Source organism: Porphyrobacter sp. TH134 (assembly GCF_002855495.1).
Taxonomy (GTDB): Bacteria; Pseudomonadota; Alphaproteobacteria; order Sphingomonadales; family Sphingomonadaceae; genus Erythrobacter.
Genome location: NZ_PKRO01000061.1, coordinates 1 through 12,249, shown reverse-complemented (window position 1 = coordinate 12,249; position 12,249 = coordinate 1). Strand labels below are relative to the sequence as shown.

Below are 12,249 nucleotides of genomic sequence, written 5' to 3'. Positions count from 1 at the left end.
CGGCTTCTGATCCCTTGCATCAAAAGACACCCCCCTGTCCTCACTCGATGTCCCAGAAAAATCAAACTGGCCCGGCTTTCGCAACAGGTCTAATGCAGGATGCTGATGACCTTGAGGTAATTCGCCGGACGCTTGACCATGCAGCTGCCGTGCTTGGCCCATTGGCGCGCGATCAGCTGCTGTGACGGCATCAGGCACATGCTGGTGCGAATATCTGCCGCCGTCAGCGGATTGGCTGGCGCGCACCATTGCGGCCAGCCTTGCCCCCCTTCCGGCCACAGCCCGTGAACCACAAGGCCGAAACGCCCGTTCCTGCCCGCGCATTGCACCGCATGGCTGCGATCCCGCGCGCGGGGTTTGCAGAACTCGGGGCTCCAGCTCAAGGCCATGGTGTAGCCGGTGATCGGCCCCGTGTCGGATAGCCCGCGGCGCGGGCCATCGGGTGTGATGGCGGGGACGCTGGTGACCTGGGGCACGCGGCATTGATAGGCCTGCGCCAGCGCCGGGACAGGCGCGAGCGCAAGCGCGGCCAGCAACAGGCCAGCCAGAGCTCTATTCAAACACCGCAGGGCCATCCTCCTCATCGGCCGGCAGCCGGGCAAACCAGCGCTGCGCGGGCGGCGTCAGCAGGCTCGCCATCGCCACGGCCAGCAGCAACGGCCCGGTCAGCGCCGCCGGATCGAGCATTGCCAGCCTGAACGCGCCGAAGCCCAGCACCAGCCAGCGCGCGAACGGCGCGGCAAACAGGTAGATCCACATCAGCGGGATCAGCGCGATGGTGAATTCGGCCGAAAGGACAATGATGGTCCAGTCGCGGTCCCATGCGAACCAGGGGACATAGACCGCAAGGATCGTTTCGGACAGCGGCAGGTCGCTGAGGCCGCGGACCAACCGCAACAGCGCCGCCGCAAGGAAAGCGGCGGCAAACACCCGGATCGCAAACGGCCGCGGGCCGCGGATCAGGGTCATAGCGGCTTGAAATCCAGCCCGATGTCAGCCGCAGGCGCGCTTTGGGTGAGGCGCCCGACCGAGATGTAATCGACCCCGCTCGCCGCCTTGGCCGCGATGGTATCAAGGTTGACGCCCCCGCTCGCCTCGGTCGGCACGCGGCCTGCGACCAGCGCCACCGCCTGCGCGAGGGTGGCCGGGTCCATATTGTCGAGCAGCAGGTGATGCGCCCCGGCGGCCAGTGCCGGTTCGATCTGGTCGAGCCGGTCAACCTCGCAGATGATCCGCGTCACCCCGGCATCGCGCGCGCGGGCGACAGCCTCGCCCACGCTGCCGGCGACCGCGACGTGGTTGTCCTTGATCATCGCCGCGTCCCACAGCCCCATGCGGTGGTTCTGCGCGCCGCCCATCCGGGTCGCGTATTTTTCAAGAAAGCGCAGGCCGGGGATGGTCTTGCGGGTGTCGAGCAGGGTGCAGGCGGGGTTGCCATCCGGCCCGCGCATCGCGGTGACATAGGCCTGCGTCATCGTCGCGATGCCAGAGAGGTGCTGGACGATGTTCAAGGCGCTGCGCTCCGCCGTCAGCAGCGCGCGGGCCTTGCCTTCGATCCGCATGAGATCGGTCCCGGCGGGCACCTTGTCGCCATCATGCACGAGGGCTTTGATGGTGCATTCGGGATCGAGATGCCGGAAAAACGCCTCGGCCAGCGGCAGGCCCGCGACCACGATGGCATCGCGGCTGTCCATCACCCCGGTGAAGCGCGCATCGGCGGGGATGACGCTTTCAGAGGTCACATCGCGCCCGCCACCGGGCAGGCCCTCGCCCAAGTCCTCCGCCAGTGTTTGGCGGATGAACTTGGCAAGGTCGAAGCCGGGGAGGGTGAATTCGGGCAACATTCAATCCTTCGTCATCGCGAGGGCCGAAGGCCCGCGGCGATCCATGGCCCGAGCGCCAGGCAAGGCACGCCAGTCCATGGATTGCTTCGTCGGTCCGCTCCTCGCAATGACGAAGAGGAAGGTCAATGCACGAAGCGCGCCACCACATCCCGGTAGCTGCGGCTTACCTTCACCTCGGCGCCGCTTTCCAGCACCAGGAAGCATTCGCCGTTGGTGTGGGGCTTCACCTGCCGCACCAGATCGAGGTTCACGATCGTGGAGCGGTGGACGCGCTGGAACTTGCGCGGGTCGAGGCGGCGTTCCAGATCCTTCATCGTCTCGCGCAGCACCAGCGAATTGTCGCCGGTGGAGATGATCATGTAATCGCCCGCGGCCTCGATATGCTCGATGGTATCGACTTCGACGCGGAAGATCTGGCCGCGGTCCTTGACGTTGATGAGCTTTTCAAAGCGGTCGGCGCTTTCGGCTGCGGGCGCGGTGGTTTCGACGAAATCGGCCGCGCGGTCGGGCGCGACTTCGGCCAGTACGTCGAGCAATTGCCCAGCATCCTCGGCCGATTTTTTCTCGGCCAGGCGCTGACGCACGCGTTCGATGGTGTCGGCGAGCTTCTGTTCATCGACCGGCTTCATCAGGTAATTGACGGCGTTGGCTTCGAAGGCGCGGATCGCGTGTTCTTCATAGGCGGTGACGAAGACAAACAGCGGCGGTTCGATTTCCATCACGCCCTTCACTACGGAAAAGCCGTCAAAGCCGGGCATCTGGATGTCGAGAAACACCAGATCGGGCTTTTCGGTCTTGATCTTGCGGATCGCCTCGCGCCCGTTGGCGCAGGTGTCGATGATCTCGACGTCTTCGAAGGCTTGCAGGCGCAGCTGCAAGCCCTGGATCGCCAGTTTCTCGTCGTCGACAAGGATGGTTCTGATAGTCATGCGGGGGTTCCGATGGTTCGTTGCGGGGGGGGCAAGGGCACAACGTTGCCGTTTGTTCCCGCAGCAGGGGGTGCTGCGGTCACAGAAACGGCTGCGTCGGCCCGGGTGAAGGGGATTTCGATCAGCACGGTAAAGCCGCCCCCAGCTTCCGAACGGGTTTCAAACAGATGCGTATCGCCATAGGCCTGCGCCAGACGATTGCGGATATTGGCAAGGCCGACGCCGGTGGATACCGGACGGCCGGGCGCAGGCGTGCCGGGCGCGTCGCCCGCCATGAAGCGCTGCATGTCTTCCGCGCCCGGCCCGGTATCTTCGACCGTCAGGCGCAACCGATCGCCAATGACCCGCGCGGTCAGCGCGATGCGCGCGCCTTCCTCTTGGGTGCTGACGGCATATTTGATCGCGTTCTCCACCAGCGGTTGCAGCAGCATGGCCGGCAGCTGTGCTGCCAGCGCCGCGTCATCAATCTCGAAATGGGTGCGAAGCCGTTCTTCAAAGCGCATCCGTTCAATGTCGAGATACAGCTGGAGCGTCTCGACCTCCTGCGCCAGACTGACCTGGCTGCCCGGTTCGGCGATCAGCGTGTGGCGCAAAAAGCCCGACAGGCGCGTCAGCATCGCATTGGCCGGCTCGGTCTGTTTCAGCAGCACCAGCGTGCTGATCGAATTCAGCGTATTGAACAGGAAATGCGGGTTGAGCTGATAGCGCAGCATGGCAAGCTGCGCCGCGGTCGCCTGCGCTTCCAGCCGTTCCAGCCGGTCGGCCTGCTGTTCCACCGTCAGGAAGAAATTGATCGCGTAATACAGCGCGCTCCACCCGCCCAGCAGCGTGAGCGGCAGGTACAATAAGCCGATCAGGCGCTGGGCAAAGGTCGTCTCGCGCGCGGCGGCATAATACACGCCCTGCACCCAGGCATCGATCGAGGCATGCAGCACCACCGCGAAAAACAGCACCACTGCGGTCAGGCCCCAGGTGACCAGCGGCTGCTGATGGATGAGCTTGCGGTAGATGACCGACAGGATCAGGCTGATCGAAAAGCCGGTGATCGTGGTGACAAGAATCAGCGCCAGCAGGTCAAGCGGCTGTTCATTCGCCAGCGCCGAGACTGCACGCAACAGGAAAGCCGCGCCCCAGCCTGCCAGCTGGAGGTTCCAGAACGCCCGGTTCTTGCTGGCGAAAAACGGCGCAGCCTGGATCTGGAGCACTGCCATAGGCTTTCCGGTCTAGCTCATTTCGCCCGAAACGGCACGGCTAATCGCGCGCATCATCGCAGGGCCACCACGGATCGGCGCAAGTCTCAGCGGCGGGCCGTGCGGGCCAGCCCGCCCGCCGGATCGATCTCGCGCCGGAAATGCTGCGCCCAGTCGGCCCGGCCATCGCGGGCCATAAGCGCCCGGATGATCGGTTCTTCCGCCGCCATCGCCTCGGCGCGTTCGTCCCAGCCATCATGCCTCGTGCGCAATTTGAGCCCGGAATCATGCCGCGATCCCCAGCGGATCATGAAGGCGGCGCCTGCTTGCGGATCATATCCGGCATTGGCGAGCAGCCAGGGAACCAGCCGGTCCGCCTCCCGTTCGATCCGGCGCACGAATTTCGGTTTGCGCCCGACCCGGTCAAGCCACGCATCATGGCCCAGCACATTATGCGCCAACTCGTGCGCCACCAGCGCGGCGAACACCGGCTCTTCCTGGTAGGCAAAGGCGGGAAACCCGATCCCGATCACCACGCGCGTGCCATCGGCAACGGCCCGGTCACCTTCGCCCATCAGTTCAAACCGGCTCGCACACACATCGACCGGCTGGACCCGCGCGGTTTCGCCATCGGCAAAGGTCACCGCGATGCCGCCATGTTCGGTCAGCATGGCATCGACATGGTCATGCGCGCGCGCCAGCCGCTGCCAGTCCATCGCGCGCCCGGCCCGCCAATCATTGGGGTTGAAGCCTTCGAGGCGGATAATCTCCCGGTTGCGGGCAAAGGCGCCGGTCAGGGCAGCGGGCGATCCGCGCGCGGCCGTCTGCACCGCAAAATCGCCCGTCAGGCCGAGCGCGGTGCGCGCAATCGCCGGCACGCCGTAACTCGCCATGTCCTGCAATTGCAGACCGATCCCCGGCACCACCCGCGGGCAGAAGGCGGCATTGGCGCGGGCCAGCTGCCAGCCCACATCCTGCAAGCGCTGATCCCTGTCCTGAAACTGCGCAATCGCCGCGCGTTCAGCCGTGTAGTCGATCCGCGCCGCGGCATTGGTGGTCTGGCCAGCCAGCGGAGCAGGCAGCGCACACGCCGCCGCCAGCGCGGCCAGAATGGGGAACCGCGGCACCCTGCCCCTCACCCCGCCACACTGGCCGCCGCCAGCGCGGCTTTGAGCTTGTCATAGCCCACCGCCCCGCCAAACGGCTTGGTTCCGGCAATCCATGCCGGGGTGCCGGTAAAGCCCAGCGCGCGGGCATGATCGAGATTGCGGGCGATCTCGGCAGAGACAGCCTCGGATGCCGCGTCAGCTTGCGCGCGCGCCATGTCGAGCCCGGCGGCCTTGGCCGCCGCATCGACATCGCCGGTGGCAAACATCGCATCGTGAAACGCGCGGTATTTGCCCTGCATGCCAGCCGCCAGCGCCATGCGCGATACCGGTTCGCTGCCTTCGAAAATCGGCCATTCGCGGATGACGACCTTCAATTCGGGGTCTTCTGCGATCAGGCGGTTCACATCCTTCAGGCTCGCTTCGCAGTAGGGGCAATTGTAATCGGTGAACTCGACCAGCACCCGCTTGCCCTTGGGGTTGCCGAGGACCGCGCCGGGAAAGGGCGCGAAGACCTCATCGCCCATTTGCGCCAGCCGCTTGGCCGCTTCCTGTTCTTCATAGGCCTGCGCCATCTGGGGCAGCAGGTCGGGATTGCCGAGCAGAAAGCTGCGGGTGCGGTTGTCGGCAAGGCCGGAATAAGACCACGCCGCTGCGCCCAGAAAGCCGAACACCAGCGCAAGACACGCCGTCAGCAGCGTGCTGCGCAAGGTCGAGGGGGCATCGGCAGGCGGGTGGGATGACATCGGGGGTCCGTCGGCAAGGATTGAACTGCAACCCGCCTTAGCGCCGGTCGCGGAAGCGTTCCAGCTGGCTGCGCGCTTCGAGCGCCACATCCTGCGCGCGGATCCAGTCGGGCGAGCCATAGGGCAGGCTTGCCTCGGCTGCCTGCGCGTTCATCAGCGCCTGGGGATAGAGCTGGTTCATCACCTGCACCTCGGCGCTGGCCAGCCGCGCGCGGGGCACATCGCCGCGCGCTTCGTACACCACGCCGAGCTGATACCAGGCGAACGGATTGTACCGATCACGCTGCACCGAGGCGCGCAGCACCTGTTCGGCTTCGGGAAAATTGGCCTGATCCTCGGTTGCGATCAGGGCATGGCCCAGCATTCCGGCAATCAACGGATGGGCGCGGGTGAGATCGGTTGCCCGGCGCAGCGGCACCAGCGCATCAAGCGGGCGGCCCGATTCCAGCAGCACCTGCCCCTTGAGTTCGAGAAACCACGGATTGTCCGGCTCGGCAGCGAGCAGGGCATCGGCCTCTGCCAGCGCCAGTTCCACCCTTGCGTCCTTGTGATAGGCATAGGCGCGGGCATAGCGGGCCGGGATGCTGGTATCGCGCGGCGGATAGGCCGTCAGCGTGCGCTGCGGTTCGGCCAGAAAGCCGAAAAGCTTGGCCTTGGCGCGGACGAAACGCTCCTGCAATTGCGGGTCGGGCGGCGTGTCCCAGGCCCGGTCTTCCTCCAGCAACCCGCGCAGCGTCTGGATCCGGTCGCCGGTCAGCGGGTGGGTGCGGGCATAGGCGGCCTCGTCAGCCTGGCTGTAACCGGCGCGGATTTCATTGCCGCGCAGGCGCTCGAAGAACTTGATCATTCCCTTGCCGGTGATCCCCGCGCCCGAAAGATAACGCACCCCGGCCAGATCGGTCGACGCTTCCTGATCGCGGTTGAAGGCGAGAAAACTGCTCATCGCGGCCTGCTGCCCGGCAGCGATGATCCCCATCGCGCCCTCGCCCGCACCCGCCAGCGCCGCGCCGACGCCCAGCAGCAATGACAGGATCGAAATCTTGTTCGCCGCCTGCGTACGTTCACCGAAGCGCACCACGTGTCCGGCGGTGATATGGCCCAATTCGTGGGCGAGCACGCCCTGCACTTCATTGGCGGTTTCTGCTGCGCTGATGAGGCCGGTGTGGACATAGATCGCCTGCCCGCCTGCAACAAAGGCATTGATCGAGCCATCATTGATCAGCACCAGCTCGACATTGCCCGGTTCAAGCTCGCTCGCCTCGATCAGCGGCGCAGTCATATCGCGCAGCAGTTCTTCGGTCTCGGCATCGCGCAGGATCGATTGCGCAGCGACCGGCTGGACTGCAACAATCGCGCTCGCCAGCAGGGCGAGCAGGACGGCAAGAGGTTGGGGGCGACGCATTGCGCCGACCCTACTGCGTTTCAGCCTGAACTCAAACTGAAGCGCGCAGCCTCAACCCGCCAGCTTGCGGGCGGCGCGTTCGATCTGAGCGATGTCCTCGGGGATTTCGGCAAGGATTTCCGCGCAGCCAATCTCGTCGCGGCGGATCAGCACCAGCGCGAATTCCGGCCCCGCCCCGTCGAGTTCTTCCAGCGTGATCGCTTCGAGCCCCCGCAATTGCTGGGCCAGCGCTTCGCGCACGGCGTCGGCGCTTTCCACCGGCTTGCCCTGCTCCTCGCGGCGCAGGCGGCGTTCGGCCTTGACCACGGCTTTGACCCCGCCATCGACTTCGGCAAGGAACGCATCCAGGCTTCCCGGTGCCAGTTTCAGGCGGTGGGCATGGGTGAGCACGGCGGCATATTCGGTCAACCGGGTTTTGTCATAATCATGCCCGAACACCAGCTTGACCACCGGGGTCATGGGCGCGCGGTCCTGCACGGTGAGGCCGCTGTCAGCGATCAGTTCGGCATAATCATCAGGGTTCGCCTGGGCAGCCAGCGAAAAGTCATAAGCGCGGCTGACCGCAGCATACAGCGCGCTGCGGCTGCGATCCTCGGTGCTGTCGGCAGCCCGGGCCAGTTCGCGCGCGGCGGCAAGGCAATCATACAGACCGGCATCGGCGGGCAGCCCGGCGCTCAGCTCCGGCGCTTCGGCCTGTTCCGCAGGGAATGGCTCGGGCATTGGCAGCGGCTCGGACAGCTGCAGCGGCTCGGGCAGCGGCATCGGCTCGCCGAAGTCGGCAAGGGGGGCGAAATCATAGTCGGGCCCGGCGACGTCATCATCGTAGGGCGCAGGCTCAAGCCCGGACAGGTCGATCGCCTTTTTGATCGGCGCCTCGATGTAATCGGCCAGCGACGCAAAATTATAGCCGGCGTTTGCGCCCTCGTGCTCGCCCTCGTCCTCGTCGTAATCTTCGTCGTCATCGCCAAGGCCGTACTGGCTGAAATCAGGCAGCACGGGATCAGAGCCGCGCGGCGCGGCAAAATCGGCGGCGAAATCGTTGTAGCTGCCCTCGGAGGAGGCAACCTCGTCGCTTTCGTGAGCGGGCGAATCGGCCCAATCCGTGACGGGGTCAGCCTGGCGCGGTGCCGGATCCTGCGCCAGCTCCATCTCGGTTTCCAGTTCCAGCGCCTGATCGATTTCGAGCAGCAGTTCGTCAGCTGTGAGTTGGTCTGCCATTTCTTTCCAGTTGATCACACCGTAGATAAAATCGATCGTCTCGCCATTGCTGGAATAGGGCAGCAGAATGCCGCGATACAAAATCGCGGTCCCGGCATGATTGACGAATTCCGCCTCGAACCCGATCGGTGCCTGATTGGCGAGGATCTGCATGTAATGATCGGTGATCCGGCTGAGCAGCGAACGCGGCGGGACATCGGACAGGCGCGTGATAACCCCCTGCGCCCCGCATTCATGCGCCAGCTTGTCACCCAGAAACCGCACTGCCGGATTGTCGATCCCGAACGAGAAATCCAGCAGCACCGAATGCGGGCCGAAATCCGTCAGGTTGGCAGGATCGAGATCCTCGATCTGCGGGAACATGCGCTCACCCAGCAGGCCGGCCCAGTGGTTATAGGCGCGCACCTGCATCCGGCGTTCGTCCTGGCCGATGGCGTCGGGCGGAAGCTGCCGATAGGTCGATTCGGAGCTGTCATCCTCGGATGCGTCCCAGCTCCGCTCCGCAGATGCGTCGGAATCGAAGTGGCCGCGCAGAGTGTCCATGGCAGTTATTCGCCCCTTGGTGAACCTGATACTCCGCCGTTCTGGCGCGGCGTGGTAAAGATCACGTTAAGCGGGCTTTTGTTGGCGGCCGCCTGTCGGTGGCGCAGACTTCCCGCCCCGCCTCCCCACCCCGCCACCGATAGTACCACTAAGTTATGGTGGCCGGGCAGGGAGGCCGGGCGGGAGGTCTGCATCGCGCGTCAGCGCGATCCTAAATCACAGGAAATACCGCATCTTGATGGCTATGCGCGAGGCGCCCTCGCCGAGCGTCATCACCGCGTCCTTGAACTTGGGCGGCGCCATGTTGACCGGCGCATCGCGCGAAAAGCCATAGCCTTCCTTGGGCATCATCCCCATCGCCCGGTCAGCCTTGCCGTTATTGTTCTCATCATGCAGCAGCGCGACGGCATATTGCCCCGGCTTGACCCCGGTGAAGCGGATTTCCACCTTGTCGCCGGCGGGCACGACCACGCGATGGGCGCCGGGATCCTTGATGCATTTGGGAAAGATATCCGCCCGCGTCGTCATGCAGGCGCGCACTACGCCCTTGGTGGATCGCAGGTCGGTGACCGTTATCACCACCTCGCCCGCGTGCGCAGGGGCAGCGGCAAGGCTTGCCGCAGCGCCAGCCAGCGCCAGCGCGCAGACCTTCACCCAGAGGCGACGGGCGCGCCGTGCCCGGCCTCGGCCACGATCCGCTTGGACAGGCCCTTGTCGGTCCCGCAAAGCCGGTCCCACAGCCGGAAATAGAGCCCATAATTGCATCGGTATTCCTCGTGGTGCCGCTCGTGATGACTGGCGGTTATCAGCCAATGTCCCAACGGGGAGTGAACAAGCCAGCGCGGGAACATCTCCCACCCCATGTGATTGGTCACCCCCATCACGGTGGCAATGGTCAGCACCAGCCCCAGCATGCCGACGTGGATCGGCACCAGAAACACCAGCACCGGCACCACCACCGCGCCGGTCACCGCCTCGATCGGATGGAAGCTCATCGCCGTCCACGCGGTCGGCGGGCGGCTGTCGTGGTGGACGGCGTGGGCGATGCGGAACCACTTGGGCCGATGCATCCAGCGGTGGCTCCAGTAAAAGCAGGTGTCCTGCACGAACAGATAGATCAGCACGCTGAGTGGGTGATACCACAACGGCAGCGCGCTCCAGTCGGCGGTCAGCAGCGTCCAGCCGTGATGGTTCCAGCCCCACAGCACGATACCCGCCGGCGCGCCATAAATGCCCGCCGACAGCAGCGACCAGCGCACCTCGCGCCGGATTTGCGCGGCCTTGCCACGGTACAGTCCGGGCCGCATCTTTCCGGTCGCCAGCGCAAACAGCCCGCTGGTCAGCAGATAGCGCAGCGCCACGATCACCGTTACGGCCAGACTGACAATCAGCAGGGCGAGCGGGACGGGGGTGTCAGAGCTAAGCATCTTGCGCCGATATGCCGCAATTGTGGGCGGCGCGACAGCGTAAAGTCAGGCGGGCCAAGCTGAGGGGGGCAAAATCAGCTCAGCCCATCCAGCATGGTCGCCAGCGGGTCGATCAGCGCCATGTGCCGCCGCATGGCGATCCGCGCGAGATGTTCGACCTGACTTTTGCGCCGCGCCGCCGCCAGCGGATCGAGCGCAGCCGGGCGCAGGATTTCGGCATCATAGCCATCGGCCACGATGACCCCGCAGGTGCCGGGGCGATAGGCCTCGCTGTCGAGCGGGGTGCGATCCAATCCCGGTGGGACGCCCCAGAAGAAGCGGTCGCAAAAGTCGAGATAATCGGGCCACTTGGCATCGCCCAGCAAATCGGCCCGGGCAACCTTGATCTCGACAATCACCACCAGACCCTTGGCGTCGATCCCCATCAGATCGGCGCGGCGGCCATTTTTCAACGCGACTTCGGACAGGCACCAGATGCCATTGCGCGCAAACAACCGCGCAATCCCGCGCGCCACATCTCCCGCGCTTGGCGCAGGCGCGAGGGCAGAATCAGCGGAAGAAACGGGGGCGCCGGACATGCCCCCGAGTTGGAACGAAAGCAGAACCCAGTCAAGCCTGCCCGCGCGCCTCATGCGTCAGGCGGGCGCGTGGCTTCCCAGCACGGTGACCATCGCGGCGCGGGCGGCATGAAATTCGCGCCACAACACCAGCGCAGGCGCGGTGGCATCCTGCTCGCGGCGGGCCAGCATGGTCAGCGCCGCCATGCCGCAATCCAGCATCGCCGCACAATCGGCCACCGTCTGCGCCACCAGCGCGCGTTGCCACGGCTGTGCGCGGGCAATTATGCTGCCGAGTTCGCCTGAAAACTCAACTGGTTCGGGCGCCAGCCGGGCGAGCAAGGCCAGCGTGGCCGCCTTGCCGTGGAGCGCCACCAGCGCCTCAGCCAACACCTCCGGCGCTGCCGCATCCGGCGGTGTTGCGGAGAGAATCGGTTGGGGCGGGAGCGTTGCCATAGGTGGAGGCTAGGCAAGCGTCCTTGCCGATTGGTTAAGCCGATCCGTGCTGTTCCTGCGATGATCGGATGACAGCAATAATCAAGGAACATTTGTGTAGCGCGCTGACCTGGCACTTGCTAAGCGACGCCGCGCGCACCGCAATACCGCGCACCGCATGGCTCCATGCACCCGTAGCTCAGCTGGATAGAGTGCTGCCCTCCGAAGGCAGAGGTCACAGGTTCGAATCCTGTCGGGTGCGCCATTGTTTTCAATGATATACCGCGACGCACAATTTCGGCCGCAATGGCCGTAAGTGAAATGTAAGTGCAACTCGAACTGCGCTTACCCCCAATGATCATGCGAGTAACCTACTGAAAACCCCCTCGGGAGATGCAGATCGACCCGGTTCCTTTGGCGGTCCGATTGACGCTCAGGCGACGCATGAGTGGCGGAAGCTATTGGCGCCTCAATCTCGGCCAAGCGTTTCGGCCCACATGGAAACTGATCACCGAAAAGCCCTCCGGCCGGGTGTGGGACTTTCCCGACGTTCCCAAGCGGCATCTCGGATGGCAGGTCCTGGCAAAAACGGACATTCAGCATACACCCCGACTAGCATCGGAATATTCGGAGAGTGGGTTGCGAGCGAACTGTTCATGTTAGCCGCGGTCGACCGTATAAATGATCGATAACTAACCTTAGCTCAATCCGCCGTGAGGTCAGGCGAAAATTGCAGCTATCTCTCGCGCACCATGCTAGGCTCAGGCCCCATTAAATTGCTTGCGCGAGACGTGATCGGTTGATTCAATGGCGGCGCTGAGGAGGCGCTGCCGTTGACTGAAGTCTGGATGT

13 protein-coding genes and 1 tRNA gene are annotated in these 12,249 nt (G+C 64.7%); 1 reads left to right on the top strand and 13 read right to left on the bottom strand.

The genetic code is table 11. The features are described 5' to 3' along the window. Window positions 1-89: 89 nt before the first annotated feature. The 13 genes from C0V72_RS15315 to C0V72_RS15255 form a co-directional block, all read right to left on the bottom strand. Window positions 90-560: a ribonuclease T2 family protein gene (locus C0V72_RS15315; protein WP_233999981.1), complete on the bottom strand. Its 471-nt coding sequence runs from the start codon at window positions 558-560 to the stop codon at window positions 90-92. Then, window positions 553-969 carry a hypothetical protein gene (locus C0V72_RS15310; protein WP_101795005.1) on the bottom strand — a complete coding sequence of 139 codons (417 nt, stop codon included), beginning with the start codon at window positions 967-969 and terminating at the stop codon, window positions 553-555. The genes C0V72_RS15315 and C0V72_RS15310 overlap by 8 nt, the downstream gene beginning before the upstream one ends. Next, window positions 966-1,844: a carboxylating nicotinate-nucleotide diphosphorylase gene (gene nadC, locus C0V72_RS15305; protein ID WP_442792590.1), complete on the bottom strand. Its 879-nt coding sequence runs from the start codon at window positions 1,842-1,844 to the stop codon at window positions 966-968. Before nadC ends, C0V72_RS15310 begins: the two co-directional genes overlap by 4 nt. A gap of 122 nt (window positions 1,845-1,966) precedes the next feature. Beyond that, window positions 1,967-2,773, bottom strand: coding sequence for a LytR/AlgR family response regulator transcription factor (locus C0V72_RS15300; RefSeq protein WP_101795004.1), 807 nt, complete (start codon window positions 2,771-2,773; stop codon window positions 1,967-1,969). Then, the gene (locus C0V72_RS15295) at window positions 2,770-3,984 is read right to left on the bottom strand and encodes a sensor histidine kinase (RefSeq protein WP_101795003.1); all 1,215 of its coding nucleotides are present in this window, start codon (window positions 3,982-3,984) and stop codon (window positions 2,770-2,772) included. Before C0V72_RS15295 ends, C0V72_RS15300 begins: the two co-directional genes overlap by 4 nt. 86 nt (window positions 3,985-4,070) lie before the next feature. Further along, window positions 4,071-5,090 carry a hypothetical protein gene (locus C0V72_RS15290; RefSeq protein WP_233999980.1) on the bottom strand — a complete coding sequence of 340 codons (1,020 nt, stop codon included), beginning with the start codon at window positions 5,088-5,090 and terminating at the stop codon, window positions 4,071-4,073. An 8-nt stretch (window positions 5,091-5,098) separates the two neighbouring features. After that, window positions 5,099-5,815 (bottom strand): DsbA family protein, encoded by a 717-nt coding sequence (locus tag C0V72_RS15285; protein WP_101795002.1) that lies wholly within the window; start codon window positions 5,813-5,815, stop codon window positions 5,099-5,101. Between the two features lie 37 nt (window positions 5,816-5,852). Further along, complete coding sequence (locus C0V72_RS15280; RefSeq protein WP_101795001.1) at window positions 5,853-7,217, bottom strand: M48 family metalloprotease; 1,365 nt, start codon at window positions 7,215-7,217, stop codon at window positions 5,853-5,855. A gap of 51 nt (window positions 7,218-7,268) precedes the next feature. Then, window positions 7,269-8,978, bottom strand: a complete 1,710-nt coding sequence (locus tag C0V72_RS15275; RefSeq protein WP_101795000.1) for a PAS domain-containing protein — start codon at window positions 8,976-8,978, stop codon at window positions 7,269-7,271. A gap of 216 nt (window positions 8,979-9,194) precedes the next feature. Beyond that, window positions 9,195-9,632, bottom strand: a complete 438-nt coding sequence (locus tag C0V72_RS15270) for a DUF2141 domain-containing protein (protein WP_233999979.1) — start codon at window positions 9,630-9,632, stop codon at window positions 9,195-9,197. Further along, window positions 9,629-10,405, bottom strand: a complete 777-nt coding sequence (locus tag C0V72_RS15265; protein WP_101794998.1) for a sterol desaturase family protein — start codon at window positions 10,403-10,405, stop codon at window positions 9,629-9,631. The genes C0V72_RS15270 and C0V72_RS15265 overlap by 4 nt, the downstream gene beginning before the upstream one ends. Window positions 10,406-10,479: 74 nt before the next feature. Next, complete coding sequence (locus C0V72_RS15260) at window positions 10,480-10,983, bottom strand: MmcB family DNA repair protein (protein ID WP_101794997.1); 504 nt, start codon at window positions 10,981-10,983, stop codon at window positions 10,480-10,482. Window positions 10,984-11,040: 57 nt separating this feature from the next. Continuing rightward, window positions 11,041-11,418 (bottom strand): hypothetical protein, encoded by a 378-nt coding sequence (locus tag C0V72_RS15255; RefSeq protein ID WP_101794996.1) that lies wholly within the window; start codon window positions 11,416-11,418, stop codon window positions 11,041-11,043. Between the two features lie 167 nt (window positions 11,419-11,585). Between C0V72_RS15255 and C0V72_RS15250 the strand changes: the two genes are divergently transcribed. Then, window positions 11,586-11,662: transfer RNA gene (locus C0V72_RS15250), tRNA-Arg, on the top strand. The last annotated feature ends 587 nt before the right edge of the window (window positions 11,663-12,249 follow it).

Excerpts from the sequence above, each read along its gene's own strand:
- C0V72_RS15310 (WP_101795005.1), bottom strand. The coding sequence starts at position 969 with ATGACCCTGATCCGCGGCCCGCGGCCGTTTGCGATCCGGGTGTTTGCC.
- nadC (WP_442792590.1), bottom strand. The coding sequence starts at position 1,844 with ATGTTGCCCGAATTCACCCTCCCCGGCTTCGACCTTGCCAAGTTCATC.
- C0V72_RS15300 (WP_101795004.1), bottom strand. The coding sequence starts at position 2,773 with ATGACTATCAGAACCATCCTTGTCGACGACGAGAAACTGGCGATCCAG.
- C0V72_RS15295 (WP_101795003.1), bottom strand. The coding sequence starts at position 3,984 with ATGGCAGTGCTCCAGATCCAGGCTGCGCCGTTTTTCGCCAGCAAGAAC.
- C0V72_RS15285 (WP_101795002.1), bottom strand. The coding sequence starts at position 5,815 with ATGTCATCCCACCCGCCTGCCGATGCCCCCTCGACCTTGCGCAGCACG.
- C0V72_RS15280 (WP_101795001.1), bottom strand. The coding sequence starts at position 7,217 with ATGCGTCGCCCCCAACCTCTTGCCGTCCTGCTCGCCCTGCTGGCGAGC.
- C0V72_RS15275 (WP_101795000.1), bottom strand. The coding sequence starts at position 8,978 with ATGGACACTCTGCGCGGCCACTTCGATTCCGACGCATCTGCGGAGCGG.
- C0V72_RS15265 (WP_101794998.1), bottom strand. The coding sequence starts at position 10,405 with ATGCTTAGCTCTGACACCCCCGTCCCGCTCGCCCTGCTGATTGTCAGT.
- C0V72_RS15260 (WP_101794997.1), bottom strand. The coding sequence starts at position 10,983 with ATGTCCGGCGCCCCCGTTTCTTCCGCTGATTCTGCCCTCGCGCCTGCG.
- C0V72_RS15255 (WP_101794996.1), bottom strand. The coding sequence starts at position 11,418 with ATGGCAACGCTCCCGCCCCAACCGATTCTCTCCGCAACACCGCCGGAT.